This window comes from Actinomadura physcomitrii (assembly GCF_008923205.2).
In the GTDB taxonomy this organism is placed as follows: domain Bacteria; phylum Actinomycetota; class Actinomycetes; order Streptosporangiales; family Streptosporangiaceae; genus Spirillospora; species Spirillospora physcomitrii.
Window position 1 is genome coordinate 26,233 of the sequence record NZ_WBMS02000017.1, and the last position, 16,869, is coordinate 43,101.

At 71.3% G+C, this 16,869-nt stretch carries 14 protein-coding genes; 11 read left to right on the forward strand and 3 right to left on the reverse strand.

The window, feature by feature from the left end; translation table 11 throughout:
• Window positions 1–22: 22 nt before the first annotated feature.
• On the forward strand, window positions 23–1,789 hold the full coding sequence (locus F8568_RS22000) for an acyclic terpene utilization AtuA family protein (protein WP_236009036.1): 1,767 nt from the start codon (window positions 23–25) through the stop codon (window positions 1,787–1,789).
• Here the strand turns inward: F8568_RS22000 and F8568_RS22005 are convergent.
• Both F8568_RS22005 and F8568_RS22010 read right to left on the reverse strand, forming a co-directional pair.
• Window positions 1,786–2,562, reverse strand: coding sequence for a FadR/GntR family transcriptional regulator (locus F8568_RS22005; protein ID WP_236009037.1), 777 nt, complete (start codon window positions 2,560–2,562; stop codon window positions 1,786–1,788). The two genes, F8568_RS22000 and F8568_RS22005, sit on opposite strands and share 4 nt — an antisense overlap.
• Window positions 2,563–2,710: 148 nt before the next feature.
• Window positions 2,711–3,700: an LLM class flavin-dependent oxidoreductase gene (locus tag F8568_RS22010; RefSeq protein ID WP_151595677.1), complete on the reverse strand. Its 990-nt coding sequence runs from the start codon at window positions 3,698–3,700 to the stop codon at window positions 2,711–2,713.
• A gap of 105 nt (window positions 3,701–3,805) precedes the next feature.
• Between F8568_RS22010 and F8568_RS46935 the strand changes: the two genes are divergently transcribed.
• The 9 genes from F8568_RS46935 (at window position 3,806) to F8568_RS22050 (ending at window position 14,326) form a co-directional block, all read left to right on the forward strand.
• Entirely contained in the window at window positions 3,806–5,020 is a 1,215-nt protein-coding gene (locus tag F8568_RS46935; protein WP_202125231.1) for an acyl-CoA dehydrogenase family protein, read from the forward strand.
• A complete protein-coding gene (locus tag F8568_RS46940; RefSeq protein WP_202125232.1) occupies window positions 5,017–6,141 on the forward strand; it encodes an acyl-CoA dehydrogenase family protein in 1,125 nt (374 codons plus the stop codon). The genes F8568_RS46935 and F8568_RS46940 overlap by 4 nt, the downstream gene beginning before the upstream one ends.
• Window positions 6,134–7,279 (forward strand): thiolase family protein, encoded by a 1,146-nt coding sequence (locus F8568_RS22020; RefSeq protein WP_151595678.1) that lies wholly within the window; start codon window positions 6,134–6,136, stop codon window positions 7,277–7,279. Before F8568_RS46940 ends, F8568_RS22020 begins: the two co-directional genes overlap by 8 nt.
• Window positions 7,280–7,290: 11 nt before the next feature.
• A complete protein-coding gene (locus tag F8568_RS22025) occupies window positions 7,291–8,814 on the forward strand; it encodes a class I adenylate-forming enzyme family protein (RefSeq protein WP_202125233.1) in 1,524 nt (507 codons plus the stop codon).
• Between the two features lie 5 nt (window positions 8,815–8,819).
• The gene (locus F8568_RS22030) at window positions 8,820–9,962 is read left to right on the forward strand and encodes an acyl-CoA dehydrogenase family protein (RefSeq protein WP_151595679.1); all 1,143 of its coding nucleotides are present in this window, start codon (window positions 8,820–8,822) and stop codon (window positions 9,960–9,962) included.
• Window positions 9,963–10,047: 85 nt separating this feature from the next.
• Window positions 10,048–11,238: an acyl-CoA dehydrogenase family protein gene (locus F8568_RS22035; RefSeq protein ID WP_151595680.1), complete on the forward strand. Its 1,191-nt coding sequence runs from the start codon at window positions 10,048–10,050 to the stop codon at window positions 11,236–11,238.
• Window positions 11,239–11,247: 9 nt separating this feature from the next.
• Window positions 11,248–12,780, forward strand: coding sequence for an AMP-binding protein (locus tag F8568_RS22040; RefSeq protein ID WP_151595681.1), 1,533 nt, complete (start codon window positions 11,248–11,250; stop codon window positions 12,778–12,780).
• Window positions 12,777–13,805, forward strand: a complete 1,029-nt coding sequence (locus tag F8568_RS22045; protein WP_151595682.1) for an LLM class F420-dependent oxidoreductase — start codon at window positions 12,777–12,779, stop codon at window positions 13,803–13,805. The genes F8568_RS22040 and F8568_RS22045 overlap by 4 nt, the downstream gene beginning before the upstream one ends.
• Window positions 13,796–14,326 carry a DoxX family protein gene (locus tag F8568_RS22050; RefSeq protein ID WP_151595683.1) on the forward strand — a complete coding sequence of 177 codons (531 nt, stop codon included), beginning with the start codon at window positions 13,796–13,798 and terminating at the stop codon, window positions 14,324–14,326. Before F8568_RS22045 ends, F8568_RS22050 begins: the two co-directional genes overlap by 10 nt.
• A 17-nt stretch (window positions 14,327–14,343) precedes the next feature.
• Here F8568_RS22050 and F8568_RS22055 read toward each other — a convergent pair whose 3' ends face one another.
• Window positions 14,344–15,783, reverse strand: coding sequence for a FadR/GntR family transcriptional regulator (locus F8568_RS22055; protein WP_160573713.1), 1,440 nt, complete (start codon window positions 15,781–15,783; stop codon window positions 14,344–14,346).
• 231 nt (window positions 15,784–16,014) lie between these two features.
• On the opposite strand from F8568_RS22055, the gene F8568_RS22060 reads away from it, so the two are divergent.
• Window positions 16,015–16,842 (forward strand): enoyl-CoA hydratase-related protein, encoded by an 828-nt coding sequence (locus F8568_RS22060; protein WP_151595685.1) that lies wholly within the window; start codon window positions 16,015–16,017, stop codon window positions 16,840–16,842.
• The last annotated feature ends 27 nt before the right edge of the window (window positions 16,843–16,869 follow it).

Consider the following 16,869-nt stretch of genomic DNA (forward strand, 5'->3'; position numbering starts at 1 on the left):
CATGACGAAAGGAGAGCGGCAGTTGAGGAACAGGGCCGTCCGGATCGCGAACTTCTCGGGGTACCTCGGTGATCGCCGCAGTGCCTTCGACGAGGCGATGGCCGGCGATCCGGTGGACGTCCTGGTGGGCGACTACCTCGCGGAGATCACCATGGCCGGAGTGTCGGCCGCCCTCGATGCGGACCGGCAGGCCCTCGCGGGGTTCTCCGTCGGCTACTTCCTGGAGCAGATCTGCCCCCATCTCGCGGCCGTCGCCGAGCACGACCTCAAGATCGTGGTCAATGCCGGCGCCTTCGATCCCGCCGGGCTGGCGGAGCGGGTGCGGGCGGCCGCCGCCCACGCCGGCGTCGAGTTGGACGTCGCCCACGTCGAGGGGGACGGCGTTCTGCATCGGCTCGAGGATCTGCGGGCGGCCGGGTACGACCTGGCGCACCTCGACACCCGCGCCCCGCTGGACGAACTGGCCGGCGAGCCCATCGCCGCGAACGCCTACCTGGGCGGATGGGGCATTACCGCGGCGCTGAGGGAGGGAGCCGACATCGTCGTCTGCGGCCGCGTCACCGACGCCTCCCTGGTGACCGGGCCCACCGCCTGGTGGCACGACTGGGGCCGCGAGGACTGGGATCGGCTGGCGGGCGCGGTCGTCGCCGGCCACATCATCGAGTGCGGCGCCCAGGCGGCCGGCGGCAACTTCGCCGGCTTCACCCGGCTTCCCGGCATGCTCAGACCCGGCTTCCCGATCGCGGAGATCGCCGCGGACGGCGGAAGCGTGATCACCAAGCACGGCGCCGACGAAGGCGCGGTGACCGTGGACACGGTGACCGCGCAACTGGTGTACGAGATCCAGGGTCCGCACTATCTCAACCCCGACGTCACGGTGGACATGGGCAGTGTCCGGCTGCGTCAGGCCGGGCGGGACCGCGTCCAGGTGAGCCCTGTCACGGGAGCACCGCCGCCTCCGACGACCAAAGTGGCGATCTACGCGCCTGCCGGATACCAGATCGGCATCACGACCCACCTGACCGGCTTGGACGTCGAGGAGAAGGCCGGTCTCCTGGAGCGGCAGGTGCGCCGGATCGCCGCTGAGGCGGCGGTGGACGAACTGGTCGTGGGCCGCCACGGGACCCCCGTCACCGACCCCCGGACCCAGGACGAGGCGACGATCGGGTTCCGTGTGGCGGCGGCGGCCGAGCGCCCGGAGCCGCTACAACGGCTCTCCAGGGAGACGCAGTCGCTCGGACTCAGCAGCATCCCGGGATTCATGGGGGTCGAATCGGCCGGTCCGAAGCGGCGCATCGACTACTGGCCGGGTCTGCTGCCGCAAGAGGTGCTCGATCACAAGACGGTGCTGCAAGATGGCCGGCGCATCGCCATCGATTCCCCGAAAACCGAGCCGTTCCACGGGCAGCCCGTGCATCCCGAGCCCGAGCCTCCGCCGCCCACGCCGACCGAACGTGTTCCGCTCGGGCGGATCGCCTATGCGCGCAGCGGCGACAAGGGCGGCAACAGCAATCTCGGCATCTGGACGGACGTTCCGGAAGCCTGGCCGTGGCTGCGCGCCGCGCTGACGACGAGTGAGCTGCGCCGCCTGCTCCCCGAGACGGAGAACCTGACGATCGTCCGGTACGAGTTCCCCCACCTGCGCGCCGTGCACTTCGTCCTCTGCGGGCTTCTCGGGAACGCGGGATCCAGCAACCTGCGCCTGGACGTGATCGGGAAGGCGGTCGGCGAACACGTCCGTGCCCGCCTGGTGGACGTCCCCGCCGCGTTGCTGGCCGCTGCGCCCTAGTCCAGGACGTCGATGACGCGGGTGGCCTGGTGGCCGGCGAGCACCAGCTCGTCGGCCACTTCGAGGTGCCGGCGCCAGAACCGCTCGGCCTCGTCGGCCTTGCCCGCCCGCACGAGCTGGACCAGCTTCTCGTAGGCGCGGACGGCGCGCCTGTAGTTGACCTGCGGGTCGTCGTGCGCGGCACCGCTCGCGGTGCTCGCCTCCGCCTCCCGGGTGCGCACGGAACTCTGCGTCTGCCGCAGGATGATCTCGTGCACCATCCCGGCCATCAGCGCGAGGGTCTGGTTGCCGGACAGTTCGACGAGCCGCAGGTGGAACCGCGCCGTGGCGGCGGCGAACCGCTCGGCGTCGTCGGCCAGGCAGGCCCGCACCTCCTCCAGCGACTCCTCCAGGCCGCGGTGGTCGGCCTCGGAGTTCAGCGCGAGGAGCCTGGCCGCGGTCGGCTCGATCGCGCTGCGCGCGACATAGACGTCCGCGAGGTTCGCCCGGCCCAGCTGGAGCTGGAGCGCGGCGGGACGGGCGACCACCTCCGGTCCCGGGACGGTCACCCGCGCGCCCGTGCGCGATCCTCGGCGCAGCTCGATCAGGCCTTCGGCTTCGAGCACCCGGACGGCCTCCCGGAGCGTCGGCCGGGAGACGCCGAAGTGCTCCAGCAGCGTGGACTCGTGCGGGAGGAAGTCGCCGTCCTTCAGCTCGCCGTCGACGATCATGCGCCGGAGGCGCCGCGCGACGAGTTCCCCCATCTTGGGCGGCCGGACGTCGGCGGGGGGCATCGCAAGGGTTCCGCCTCGCCGTCCGGAGTCCGGCTCTGCCATCGCTGCGTCATCCTCCTTCGGCGGCGGTGACGGCCGCCGGCCACGATCTCTGCGTCACTCACAATAGCTACCGGCCGGTCGCGCGCGGGCCGTGGAAGCGGAGTGTTCAGCCGGCCATGAGCCGGATCGACTCGGTCGCGTACGCGGCGCGGCGTCGCTCGCCGACCATGAACGCCGGGGCGGACAGGAACGCCAGGTCCGGCAGGACCTCTCGTGCCGCGAGCTGGTCGCGGGCGTCCGCGCGCGTCCCGGAGAGCGCGATCGCGTGCAGGATCTCGTCGGTCACGGCGGCGGCCATCGCGTCGATGTCGCCGCGCCGGAACGCCTCGCGGATCTCTGCCGTCTCCTTCTGCCAGCCGTGCAGATCGGCGAAGGCGTCGTAGGTCTTGACGGTGAGGTAAAAGGCGATCTGGAGCCGGGCGTCGCGGCGGGCGCGGACGGGGTCGTCCTCGTTGATCGCCGTGATCAGCCAGCCCCAGCGGCGCGGCTCGGCGGTGCCGCGGCCGGCCGCCGAGGCGCCCTCCGCCAGTTCGGGGTTCACCACCTCCGACCACCAGCGGTCGGTGAACAGGCCGTGTCCGAGGACGCCGTCCGCGACCTGCCCCGCGGTGCGGATCATCCGCCGGTTGAATGCTCCGAGCAGGATCGGAATGTCGAGCCGGCCGAGAACGGGCGCCTTGATCGCGGCATTGATCGGATAGAACTCGCCCTCGTTGACGACCCGCTCCCCGTTCTCGGCGTGCAGGTAGGCGCGGACGGCGGCGACGAGGTCGGCCATCCGGCGCACCGGCTCGCTCGCCGGCACCGAGAACCAGTCGGTGTTCATCCGGCGGGTGCCCGAACCGAGGCCGAGGAACAGCCGTCCCGGCGCCCGTTTGGAGAGCTGGCGGAGGGCGGAGGCGTGCACGAACGGGGATCGAGCGAAGGCATAGGCGATCCCCGGCCCCACCAGGGCGCGTTCGGTCGCGCCGACCATCTCGCCGGTCGTCAGGTACGCGTTGTGGTCGGCGAACTCGCCGGCGCAGAACGCCGAGGCGCCCGCCTTCTCGGCCTCCGCCGCCAGCTCCGCTCCGGGCCAGGGAAGTCCCCACTCCATCGGTCCGCCTCCTCGTCAGTCCTGTTCCTCTGGTAGATAACCTAGTAAACCATGTATGCTCCGTTCGAGTAGAACCAAGTTCGAATCAACACGCGAGGAGGATGGATGTCCACCGTCCAGACCGGAGTCGCGGGCACGTCCCGCGACACCGCGTCCGACACCGGGCCCGGCTGGCGGGCGCGGCTGGGCGACTTCCTCACGGCCCACCAGGGTCGCCCGCCCCGTGACAGGGCAGCCCGCCTCCAGTGGGCCAGGGACTTCCACGCGGATCTCGAAGAGGCCGGTCTCGCCGCGCCGGGCTGGCCGGCCGACGCCGGAGGCATGGCGCTCGGCCTCGTCGACCAGATCGCCTATCACCGGCTGATGACCAAGGCGCGGGCCCCGAAGCATCCCTGCGGGCTGTCGTTCATCGTCGCGCCCACCCTCATCAAGCACGGGACTCCCGAGCAGAAGGCGCGCTTCCTGCGGCCGCTGCTGCGCGCCGACGAGTTCTGGTGCCAGGGCTTCTCCGAGCCCGGCGCGGGCAGCGACCTGACCGCCCTGTCGACCCGCGCGGTGCGCGAGGGCGACGACTACCTCGTCACCGGCCAGAAGATCTGGACGTCGATGGCGGACCAGGCCGACTGGATGTTCGCGCTGGTCCGAACCGGTCCGCCCGAACCCGGTCCCGCCGGCATCAGCTATCTGCTCATCCCGATGGACGCGCCCGGCATCACCGTCCGGCCGCTGCGCGACATCAGCGGCGGCGCCCACTTCGCCGAGGTGTTCCTCGACGAGGTCCGCGTTCCCGCGGCGAACCTGGTGGGCGAGGAAGGCGGCGGCTGGGCCATCGCCCGCACGAGCCTCGGCCACGAGCGCGCGACCGCGTTCCTCTCCGACGAGTTCCGCTACCGCCGGATCGTGGACGAGCTGTTCTCCCTGGCTCTGACCACGGGTGAGGCCGATGACCCCGTGGTCCGCCAGGCGCTCGCCGGCCTCGAGGCGGCGGTGCGGGTGCTGGCGTCCAACAGCCGCCGCGCCCTGGAGGCCGTGCTCCGCGGAGACGATCCGGGGGCGGCCGCTTCGGTGAACCGGCTCGTCAAGTCCGAGTTCGACCAGCGGCTGCACGAAGTGGCGCTCCGCGTGCTCGGTCCGGCTGCGGTGCTCGGCCAGCGCGAGCCGTCCGCGCCCGAACACGGCCGCTGGACGTACGGATACCTGATGAGCCGGTCGTCGACGATCGGCGCGGGTACCGCGGAGATCCAGCGGAACACGATCGCGGAGAAGGTGCTGGGACTGCCCTCCCATCGCGACGATCCGCGGAGCGGGGGCGCCCGATGAGCGAGGCCGAGATCGAAGGCGAGCTGCGCGGCGCCATCGCCCGGCTGCTGCGCGACCGCTGCGGCATCGAGACCGTGGCCGCGCTGGCGGACGGTCCGGACCAGTGGGACGAAAGTCTGTGGCGCGCGCTCACCGAGGTGGGCGTACCGGGACTGCCCGTCGGCGAGGAGCACGGTGGCGGGGGAGCGGGTTTCGCGCTCGCCGCCGCTGCGCAGGAGGAACTGGGCCGCCGGCTGGCGCCCGTCCCGACCGTCTCGCTGGTCGCCGTGCAGGCCGCACTGATGGCCGCCGGATCCGACGTCGCGGAACGGTGGCTGCCGCGGCTGACGTCCGGTGAGGTCGTCGCCGCCGTCGCGACGGGGCGGACCGCGGACGGCTGGAGCGCCGCCGACGACGTCCGTGCGACACGCGGCCGCGATGGCTGGTCGCTCCACGGCCACGTGCCGATCGTCGCCGACGCCCCGGCGGCCGGGCTGCTCCTCGTCGCGTGCGTCACCGACGACGGAGACCCCGGTCTCTTCCTCACCGAGATCGACGCATCGGCCGGAGTGCACGCGCTGGAAGCGCTCGACCCGACACGCCCCCTCGGCGGCGTCACCCTGGACGGGCCCGCCGAACGCGTCACCGGGCCGTCCGGCCACGACACCGTGCTGGCCGCGGCGGAGAACGCCGCGCTGGTGATGCTGGCCGCCGACATGGTGGGCGTCGGTGCCGAGGCGACCGGCCTCGCCGTCGACCACGCCAAGACCCGCCACCAGTTCGGCCGTGCCATCGGTTCCTTCCAGGCGATCTCCCACCGCGCCGCCGACATGTTCGTGGCGGTCGAGTCGGCCCGCGCGCTGGTCGCCGCCGCGGCGGGCGCGCTCGACGAGGACCCCGGTTCCGCCGAGACCCGGATCGCCGTCCGGCTCGCCGCCGCGCAGGCCGTCGACGCGGCCGTCGCCGCCACCCAGGGCTGCGTGCAGATCCACGGCGGGATGGGCTTCACCTGGGAGCATCCCGCCCACCGCTACCTGCGCCGCGCCAAGGGCGCCGAGGCGCTGATCGCCTTTCCCGACCGCCTGCGCGAGCAGGCCGTGACCGCTGTGCTCCACAGCCGAAAAGAGGACTCCCATGCGTGACGCAGTGATCGTCGACGCGGTCCGTACCCCGGTCGGCCGCCGCAACGGCGCGCTGTCCGGCGTCCACCCGGTCGACCTGTCCGCGACCGTGCTGACCGCGCTGGCGGCGCGGACCGGCGTCGACCCGTCCCTGATCGACGACGTGATCTGGGGGTGCGTGCAGCAGGTCGGCGACCAGGCCAACAACATCGCGCGCAACGCGGTGCTGTCGGCCGGCTGGCCGGAGTCGGTGGCCGGCACGTCCGTGGACCGGCAGTGCGGATCGTCCCAGCAGACCGTGCACTTCGCCGCCGCCGGACTGATCGCCGGGCAGTACGACGTCGTCGTCGCCGGCGGCGTGGAGAGCATGTCCCGCGTACCGATGGGCACCTCTGTGCTCGACGGGAACCCGATGGGACCGGGCTTCGAGAAGCGTTACGGCATCGCCATGGCCAACCAGGGCATCGGCGCCGAGATGATCGTCGAGCGCTGGGGGATGTCCCGCGAGCGGCTGGACGAGTTCTCCCTCGCCTCGCACGCCAAGGCCGCCGCCGCGATCGACGCGGGCCGCTTCGAGAGCCAGATCGTCCCGGTCACGCTGGACGACGGGACCCGCGTCGACACCGATGAGGGCGTCCGGCGCGGCGGGACCCTGGAGTCGCTCGCCAAGCTGAAGCCGGCCTTCAAGGCGGACGGCACGATCCACGCCGGCAACAGCTCGCAGATCAGCGACGGCGCCGCGGGGCTGCTGATGACCACCTCCGAGAAGGCCGCCGAGCTCGGCCTGACGCCCCTCGCCCGCGTGCACACCGCCGTGATCGCCGCCGACGACCCGGTCATCATGCTGACGGCGCCGATCCCGGCCACCCGCAAGGCGATCGAGCGGAGCGGCCTGTCCCTCGACCGGATCGGCGTGTTCGAGGTCAACGAGGCGTTCGCGCCCGTGCCGCTCGCATGGCTGCACGACCTCGGCGCCGACGAGAAGGCCCTCAACGTCAACGGCGGCGCCATCGCCCTGGGGCATCCGCTCGGCGGCAGCGGGGCCCGGCTCATGACCACCCTCGTCCACCAGATGCGCGACTCGGGCACGACCTACGGACTCCAGACGATGTGCGAGGGCGGCGGCATGGCCAACGCCACCATCCTCGAGCTGCTGTGAAGGAGACTTCGGTGATCACTTCGGCGACCAAGTCCGCGCTGGCCGCGCGGTTGCGCGGGCTGGACGACGTCGGCGGCGACGTCCCGGCCGTCGAGTTCGGCGGAGCCTGGGTCGCCTGGGGCGACCTGCGGCGCCTCGCCGCCCGGGCGTCCGCGGAGCTGGACGCCCTCGGCCTGGGCGAGGGCGCGCGGGTCGGGGTCGTCCTGGAGAACCGGCCGGAGTCGATCGCGCTGGTCTGGCTCGCCCTGACGACCGGCCGGTGCCTGACCGTCTTCAACCCGCTCCAACCGATGGAGCGGCTGACCGCCGAGATCGGCCGCGGCGCACCGCCCGTGCTGTTCGCCACGTCACGGTTCTGGGACGACCAGGCGTTCACGTTCGCGGCCGTGAAGGCGGGGGCCGCCGGGTTCGTCCTGGACGGCCCGGACGCACGGGCCGCCGAGCTCCCGTCCGTCCTCCACCCGGCGAGCCCCACGCGCACCGCGCCGGGGATCGCCGTCGAGCTGTCGACGTCCGGTACGACGGGGCCGCCCAAGCGGATCCCGCTGTCGTACCGGCAAATCGAGGCGGCGCTCGGCTCGGTCAACGGTCATATGGCGCCCGGGCAGCGCGAACGCGCGCCGTTCACCGGCGGGGTCAGCCTCATCACCACGCCGATGGTGCACATCGGCGGGCTCTGGGGGGCGGTGCAGGGCCTCGCGGAGACGCGCCGGCTCGTCCTGCTGGAGCGCTTCACCGTGGACGGCTGGAGGGACGCCGTGCGCCGGCACCGCCCGCGGATCGCTGGGCTGCCCCCGGCGGCCATCCGCAGCGTCCTCGACGCGGACGTCTCCGCCGAGGACCTGGAGAGCCTGCGGGCCATCACCGCCGGCGCCGCGCCGACCCCGCCGGAGCTGGCCGACGCGTTCCTCGACCGGTACGGCATTCCCGTCCTCGTCGTGTACGGCGCGACGGAGTTCTCCGGCGCCGTCGCCGGCTGGTCCCTGCGCGACCACGGCAAATGGTGGGTGCGCAAGCGCGGCAGCGTCGGCCGCCCGTTCCCCGGCGTCGAACTGCGGGTGACCGGTGAGGACGGCGCGCCGCTCGCCACCGGCGAGGTCGGCGTGCTGGAGATCCGGACGCCGCAGGCCGGCAGCGACGGCGACTGGATCCGCACGAGCGACCTCGCCCGAGTGGACGAAGACGGGTTCCTCTGGCTGCGCGGCCGCGCCGACGACGTGATCATCCGGGGCGGCTTCAAGGTGCTGCCGTCGACCGTCGTGACCGCTCTCGAACGGCACCCGGCGATCGCCGAGGCGGCGGTCGCGGGCGTCCCCGACCGGCGGCTCGGGCACGTGCCCGTCGCCGCATTCGAGCTCGCGCCCGGCTACGAGGCGCCGGCCGACGACGAGCTGCGCGCCTTCTGCCGCAAGGAACTGCTGCCCTACGAGGTCCCAGTGCGGTTCCTGCCCGTGGAAGCACTGCCGCGCGGAGTCTCGCAGAAGGTCAGCCGCACCGACCTGCTCGCCCTCTTCACCGAAGCCGAAGGGAACTGACCGCGATGGAACGCGACGTATTCGAGGCCGACCACCGGGCGTTCCGCGAGGTCGTCCGCGACTTCGTCACCCGTGAGATGGCGCCGCACATGGAGCGCTGGGAGAAGGCGGGGATCGCCGACCGGGAGATCTTCGCCGCGGCGGCGAAGGTCGGGCTGCTGGGATTCAACGTTCCCGAGGAGTTCGGCGGGGGAGGCGTGGACGACTTCCGCTTCAACGCCGTCGTCGCCGAGGAACTCGCCGCATCCGACGTCCACGGGCCCGGCTTCACCCTGCACAACGACGTCGTCGCGCCGTACCTGCTGAAGATGGCGAACGACGAGCAGAAGGCCCGCTGGCTGCCGCCCTTCGCCTCCGGCGAGGAGATCTGGGCGATCGCGATGACCGAGCCCGGCACGGGCAGCGACCTGAAGGGCATCACCACGACGGCGGTGCGCGACGGCGACGACTGGATCATCAACGGCGCGAAGACCTTCATCTCGAACGGCATCAACTCCGACCGGGTCATCGTCGTCGCCAAGACCGACCCGGCGGGCGGCAGTAAGGCCTTCACCCTCTTCGTCGTCGAGCGGGGCATGCCCGGCTTCACCCGTGGCCGCAACCTGGACAAGATGGGCCTGCACGCGCAGGACACCGCAGAGCTGAACTTCGACAACGTCCGTGTCCCGGCCGCGAACCTGCTCGGCGAGGAGGGCAGGGGCTTCTACCAGCTCATGACCAACCTCCCCGAGGAGCGGATGTCGATCGCCGTGTCGGCGGTCGCAGCCTCCCGCTCGATCCTGGACCAGACGATCGAGTACGCCAAGACGCGCACCGCCTTCGGGCAGCCGATCGGCTCCTTCCAGAACAGCCGGTTCCTGCTCGCCGAGCTCGACACCGAGGTCGACATCGCCCAGGTGTTCGTCGACCGCTGCCTGCGCGCCCTGTCGACCAAGGAGCTGACCCACGTCGAGGCGGCCAAGGCCAAGTGGTGGACGACCGAGCTGCAGCAGCGTGTCGTCGACCGCTGTGTGCAGTTGCACGGCGGATACGGGTACATGAACGAGTATCCGGTCGCGAAGGCGTTCGTGAACGCCCGTATCCAGACCATCTACGGCGGCACCACCGAGATCATGAAGGAGATCGTGGGCCGCGCGCTGGGCGTCTGACACCCGCCGGCCAGGGGCCGGCATCACGGGACCGCCGCCGGACCGCCGCCACGGCGGTCCGGCTCAGCCGAGGAGGAGAACGACCGTGGAGTTCGGTGCCGGTACACCGCTGGAGGACTTCCGCCGGGAGGTGAGGGAGTTCGTCGCCGCGCACGCCCCCCGCTTCAAGGTGCGCGCCGGGGTGCGAAGCCCGGAGGACGAAGGCGAGCTGAAGGCGTCCCTGCGGTGGACGGCCGAACTGTACGCCGCCGGATACCTGGGCGCCGACTGGCCTGAGCGGTTCGGCGGGACCCCGGAGCATGACCCGCTCCGCGACGTTGTCGTCCGGGAGGAGATCGCGCGGGCCCGCGCCCCTATGCCCGGCTCCGGCAGCGACCTGGCCGCGCACGCCCTGATCGGGTTCGGCACGGAGGCGCAGAGACAGAAACACCTGCCGGCCATCCGGGACGGCGAGCAACTGTGGTGCCAGCTGTTCAGCGAGCCGGACGCCGGCAGCGACCTGGCCTCCCTGCGCACCTCCGCCGTCCGGGACGGCGACGACTGGGTGATCAACGGCCAGAAGGTGTGGACGACCAACGGGCACTGGGCCGACCTCGGCTACCTGCTCGCCCGCACGGACCCCGACGCTCCCAAGCACAAGGGCATCAGCGCCTTCGTGCTGGACATGCGGGCGCCCGGCGTCCAGGTGAGGCCGCTGCGCGAGCTGACCGGCACCTCCGACTTCAACGAGGTCTTCTTCGACCAGGTGCGCGTACCCACCGAGGCGATGATCGGGAAGCCCGGGCAGGGCTGGGCCATCGCCAACACCTCGCTCGCGCAGGAACGGCACGGGGTCGGCGCCTCGGTCGTCTCGGTGGAGATGGCCTGGGAGGACCTCGTCAAGACCGCCCGCACTCTGAAGATCGACGGGCGGCCCGCGATCGACCTGGAGGACGTCCGGCAGCAGCTCGCCGCCTTCCGCGCCGAGGTCGACGCCGTCGCGGCCCTGGCGCACGCGTCGCTGATGCGCTGGAGCGCGGGCAAGGACCGCATCACCGACGCGCCGATGGCCAAGCTCGGCTTCAGCGAGCTGAACCTGCGCCTCGCCGAGTACGCGGTGTCACTGCTCGGTGAGCGCGGCGTGCTGACGGAAGGCGACGACGAGGCCGTCGACGAGGGCCGCTGGCAGGACGCCTACCTGTACGCCCGCGCCTACACGATCGCGGGCGGCAGTTCCGAGGTCATGCGCAACATCATCGCCGAGCGAGGCCTCGGCCTGCCCCGAGAGCCACGCTGAGGAGGGACGGTGCACCTGTCGGAACTGGCCCGCCGGTACCCGGGCAAGCCTGCCGTCATCACCGCGGCCACCGGCGCGGTCGTCACCTACCGGGAGCTGGACGACGCGTCCATCCGGCTGGCCCGGCTTCTGGACCGGCACGGCATCGGCTACGGCGACCACGTCGCGCTACTGTTCGACAACACCGACGGCTACTTCACCGCGGCGTGGGCGTGCCAGCGGTCTGGTGTCCTCTGGACACCGGTCAACCACCACCTGACCGCGGACGAGGCCGCCTACATCGTCCGGGACTGCGGTGCCCGCGCCCTCATCGCCTCCGCAGGCCTCGGCGACCTTCCGAAGCAGGTCGCCGACGCCTCGCCCGATGTCGAACTGCGGCTGATGTCAGGCGGACCGGGAGGCGGCGGCTTCGCCGGTCTCGCGGAGGCCACCGCGTCGGAGGCGGCGGGGGAGCGCGGCGGCGAGCGCGAGGGCCACTACATGTTCTATTCGTCCGGGACGACCGGACGGCCCAAGGGCATCCTCCCCTCCTCGCAGGGCGAACCGTTCGGAACGGGCCTGCGCATCGACCACACCATGCCGCGGCTCTTCGGCTTCGACGACCGGACCGTCTACCTGTGCCCGGCGCCGCTCTACCACGCCGCACCGACCGGCTGGACTCTCGGCACCATGCGCAACGGCGGAACGGTCGTGATCATGGACCGCTTCGACCCCGAGCGCACGCTCGCCTTCATCGAGAAGTACCGGGTGACGCATGCCCAGTTCGTCCCGACGATGCTCGTCCGGATGCTGAAACTGCCCGACGGCGTCCGCGCGGGATACGACCTGTCGAGCCTGCGGATGGTCGTGCACGCCGCGGCGCCCTGCCCGGTCGAGGTCAAGCGGCGGATCATCGAGTGGCTCGGCCCGATCGTCCACGAGTACTACTCGGGCAGCGAGGGCAACTGCTTCTTCCTTATCGACTCCCACGACTGGCTCGCCCACCCCGGTTCGGTCGGCCGCCCCACGTTCGGCAAGGTGCATGTGCTTGACGACGCCCACCGCGAACTCTCTGAAGGCGAAGTCGGCACCCTCTGGTTCGAGGGGGCGCCCCAGTTCAGGTACCACAACGATCCGGGCAAGACCGCCGACGCCTTCGACGAACGGGGTTGGAGCACGCTCGGTGACGTGGGGCGGCTCGACGCCGACGGCTACCTGTACCTGGTCGACCGCCGCACGGACCTCATCATCACCGGCGGCGTCAACATCTACCCGCAGGAGATCGAAAACGTCCTGCTCCCGCACCCGGCGGTAGCCGATGTCGCGGTCATCGGTGTCCCCGACCCCGAACTCGGACGGCGCGTGCACGCTATCGTCCAGCCCGCGGACGCGTCCGCTGCGGGCCCGCAACTGGAGGCGGTGCTGATCGCGTATTGCCGCGAGCACCTCGCCCTCTACAAGACGCCGCGTTCCCTCGAATTCGTCACCGAACTCCCTCGCACCCCCACCGGCAAGCTGCTGCGACGCGTTCTGGTCGCCGCGGCCGAAGAGAGGCAAACATGAAGCTGAGTATGACTCTGCGGTACGCCGGCGACCCCGTGAAGACCATCGAGCAGGCCGCCGCCATGGAGCGCGTGGGCGTGGACGTCCTCTGGGTCGCTGAGGCCTATGGGTTCGACGCCCCGACCCTCATGGGGTACCTCGCTGCGCGCACCGACCGCGTCCAGATAGGCTCCGGCATCCTCAACGTGTACTCTCGCACCCCCGCGCTGATGGCACAGACCGCCGCCGGCCTGGACGCGATCTCCGGCGGTCGCGGAATGCTCGGTCTCGGTGCGTCGGGTCCGCAGGTCATCGAGGGGTTCCACGGGGTGCCCTATGAGCGGCCGCTCGCCCGTACCCGCGACGTCATCGAGATCGTCCGGCAGGGGTTGCGCCGCGAGCCGCTGCGCTACGAGGGCCGCACGACGACCGTCCCGCTCCCCGCCGACCGGGGAACCGGGCTCGGCAAGCCGCTGAAGCTGCTGACCAAGCCCCTCCGCGACTCCATCCCGATCTACCTGGCGGCGCTGGGCGCGAAGAACGTCGAGCTGGCGGCGGAGCTCGCCGAAGGCTGGCTTCCGCTGTTCTACCTGCCCGAGCGGGCGAGGGAGACCTGGGGCGAGGCCGTGGAGGCGGGAAAGGCGCGCCGCGATCCAGAGCGCGGCGCTCTGCAGGTCGTGGCGGGCGGCATCCTCGCCATCGGCGAGAACCGCGATGAACTGCGTGATCTGGCTCGCCCGCACCTGGCGCTCTACGTCGGCGGGATGGGTGCCAAGGGGCGTAACTTCTACAACGACCTGGTCCGCCGGTACGGCTTCGAGAAGGAGGCCGAGCAGATTCAGGAGCTCTACCTCTCCGGACGTAAGGCCGAGGCCATCGCGGCCGTCCCGGACGAGCTGATCGACATGACGAACCTGATCGGCCCGGAGTCCTTCGTCCGTGAGCGCATCGCCGCCTACCGCGAATCGGGGGTCACGACGCTCAACCTCGACCCGGCTGGACCGGACCCGGTGGGCGCGATGGAGAAGGTGCGCGGATGGCTGTAGACGCCGTGGGCGCCGACATCGCCTCGCTGGTGCTGCGAATATCGGTCGGTGGCACCCTCATCGCCCACGGCTGGAACCATGCCTTCGGCGGGGGCAAGATCGAGGGCACCGCGGGCTGGTTCGAGTCCATGGGGCTGCGCCCGGGGCGCCTGCACGCCCTGATGGCGACGGGCACCGAACTGGGCGCCGGGCTGCTGCTGATCCTCGGCCTGCTGACGCCCTTCGCCGCGGCAGGCGCGGTCGGGACGATGGCCGTCGCCCTCATCACCGCCCATCTGCGCAACGGCTTCTTCATCTTCCGGCCCGGGCAGGGCTATGAGTACGTCATCATGATCATTCTCGTGGCATGCGGCCTCGGAGCTCTGGGCGGCGGTACGGTGTCCCTCGACCGGGCCCTGACCATCTCGGACGACCTGTCCGCCTGGACCGGGCTGATTATCGCCGCCGGAGCAGGACTCCTGGGCGCCGCCCTTCTCCTGGCGGCCTTCTGGCGCCCCCGCCGCTTGGCCGAGCAGGACTGAGTGCCCGGCTCGGGGCATCAGAGGGAGTCTTGGAGCCAGTCCGATAGGGCATCCAGGTGCCGGGCCAAGCGGTGCCGGGCCAGGCTCCCATCGCCGGCGACAACCGCGTCGGCGATCTTCTGGTGAGTCGCCGCCGAGCGTTCTCGGTACTCGTCGTTCCCGGGCAGCCTTAGTGGAGTCGTGGCGGCCAGTACGGCGGTGAAAAGGGTCAGCAGGCGGTTGCCGCTCAACCGCGCCAGCGCCACGTGCAGGTCCGCATGGGCACGGTGGCGTACTTCGGCGACTCGTTCGTGGTCGAGGGCCGCCACCACCTCCAGCCGCTGGGCCGTAGCAGCCGGATCCGCGGCACGGGCTGCCGCCAGTTCGATCGCCTTGAGCTCAACGGCCGTTCGCACCTCGAACAGGTCGGTGGCCTTCACCTTCAGATAGCGCAGGTACAGCGCGAGAGCCTCGACGACCCTGGCCGGGTCTGGCGCGAGCACCAGGAGCCCGCCGCCCGGTCCCTGCCGCATCCGCGCGACCCCGTTGTGCTCGAGAATGCGCACCGCCTCGCGGAAGACGGCCCTGCTCACGCCCAGCTCCTCGCACAGCGTCGGCTCGTTTCCGAGGATCTCCCCGGTGGGCCAGCCGAGCCGGTGTATCTCCTGCCGGACGATCAGCGCCACCTTCTCGGGCAGTTTGGCGGAGGTCGAGTCCGCGCCCGCCTGGGCGAGCCGCTCGCGGAGTGGCAGTGCCGGCGCGACGCCATAGCGGGCGGCTCGCGGCTCGCGAACTCTGAGGAGCCAGGTCCGCTCGCCTTGAAGATGGCTGCGGACGCGCCGTTCGGCTTTGACCTCGTCACCGGACACGATCGCCTCGGCAATGGCACGCAGCGCTCTGCTCCGTTCGGCGGAACTGCTCTCTCCGAGTTCGTAGTCATCGGTTGGAGGACCGGCGAGGACACCGGTCACCCTGGTCAGCGTCGGGATGAAGATCGACAGCACCGGGTTGGCGCTGGCCCGCGCGATCGCGACGCTGAGCGGTCGGGCCACGGTGTCGGTGGCGGCAACGTCGCGCAGGTGTGCGATGTCGTCCTCACCGATACGGCGGGCCGCCAGTCGTGCGGCCAGCACTTCCAGCGTGATGCGGGCCTCGTACAGTTCCTCGACGGACACGTCCGCGAAGTGGAAGAAGGCGGCCACCGACTCGGCGACCGCGGCGCCCGCCGGCGCCCGCACCACCAGACCGCCGCCTCTGCCGCGTCGCATCGCCGCGACTTGTTTGTACTCCAGGATGCTGATCGCCTCACGGACCGCCGCACGCGAAACCCCGTAGCGGTCGATCAGTTCCGCCTCGGCGCCGAGCACCTCGCCGACGGGCCAGCCGCGATCGATGATGTCGTCCTCGATGCGCCGGGCCACCTGCTCGGCGAGTTTGCGTCGTGGCTCCGCGGGGGCCGCCTCCTCGCGCACCGTCACTTCGGGCCCCCCAGTCGCTGTCTCCCGGTCGGGGGAAATCGTAGCGAGCATCTTGGCGGGATGGATTAAACATGCTACTAATTTTGCCAAGAGAGACCTGCATCACGAGATGACCGTCGCCATGCCCGGTCGCCGGAGTGGTGCGTGAACCTGTCCGCCGATCAGCTTCATGCCGCTGAGTGATACTGCTCAAGCGCGCCTGCCGCTGACTCTGCGGGGAGAGGTGGCCTGATGGGGCCGATAACGGACCATGCGTCGAAAGACTCGGACGCCCAGTCGATCCTCTGCAAAATAGTGAACCAAATAGCGCTGATCACGCTCAACCGACCAAGCCGTCTCAATGCCCTCACACCCGAGATGCGTGAGGCGTATCTGGAGACGCTCGACCGCGCCGACCGCGACGCGGACGTCCGGGCCATCGTGGTCACGGGCGCCGGGCGGGCCTTCTGCGCCGGCGCCGACCTCACCGCGTTGGAGGGGCTGGACGCCGCGAAGATGCGGTCGCGCATGCAGGACCAGAAGGTCCCGTTCGACCGGGCGCTGCGGCTCGGCAAGCCGCTCATCGCCGCCGTCAACGGCGCCGTCGCCGGGATCGGCATGGCTCATGTGCTCATGGCCGACATCCGGTTCGCCGCGCCCGAGGCCAGGTTCACCACCGCGTTCGCCCGGCTCGGGCTGACCGCCGAGGGCGGGACGGCCTGGCTGCTGACCCGCCTGGTCGGCACGGCAAGGGCCATGGACATGCTTTGCTCGTCCCGCATGGTCGGGGCGGAGGAGGCCGAACGCATCGGCCTCGTCCAGTGGATCGTTCCTGCCGACGAGCTGCTCGATCGGGCGCTCGCCTACGCCGTCGTCCTCGCCGGGAACTCCGCGTACTCCCTGGCCCGCATGCGCGAACAGGTCTACTCCGCCTGGGAACAGGACTGGCCGTCCGCCTACGAGCACTCCCAGCAGTTCGTCTACGAGAGCCTCGATCGCCCCGAGTTCACCGAGCTCGCCGCACGCCGCAAGGCCGAGCGCGAGAGCCGTGCGGCAGATGCCAGCACGGCATCCGCTTGAACTTTCCTCGGCCGAGCCTTCCGCGCC

Excerpts from the sequence above, each read along its gene's own strand:
- F8568_RS22005 (WP_236009037.1), bottom strand. The coding sequence starts at position 2,562 with ATGCCCCCCGCCGACGTCCGGCCGCCCAAGATGGGGGAACTCGTCGCG.
- F8568_RS22010 (WP_151595677.1), bottom strand. The coding sequence starts at position 3,700 with ATGGAGTGGGGACTTCCCTGGCCCGGAGCGGAGCTGGCGGCGGAGGCC.
- F8568_RS46935 (WP_202125231.1), top strand. The coding sequence starts at position 3,806 with ATGTCCACCGTCCAGACCGGAGTCGCGGGCACGTCCCGCGACACCGCG.
- F8568_RS46940 (WP_202125232.1), top strand. The coding sequence starts at position 5,017 with ATGAGCGAGGCCGAGATCGAAGGCGAGCTGCGCGGCGCCATCGCCCGG.
- F8568_RS22020 (WP_151595678.1), top strand. The coding sequence starts at position 6,134 with ATGCGTGACGCAGTGATCGTCGACGCGGTCCGTACCCCGGTCGGCCGC.
- F8568_RS22030 (WP_151595679.1), top strand. The coding sequence starts at position 8,820 with ATGGAACGCGACGTATTCGAGGCCGACCACCGGGCGTTCCGCGAGGTC.
- F8568_RS22045 (WP_151595682.1), top strand. The coding sequence starts at position 12,777 with ATGAAGCTGAGTATGACTCTGCGGTACGCCGGCGACCCCGTGAAGACC.
- F8568_RS22050 (WP_151595683.1), top strand. The coding sequence starts at position 13,796 with ATGGCTGTAGACGCCGTGGGCGCCGACATCGCCTCGCTGGTGCTGCGA.
- F8568_RS22060 (WP_151595685.1), top strand. The coding sequence starts at position 16,015 with ATGGGGCCGATAACGGACCATGCGTCGAAAGACTCGGACGCCCAGTCG.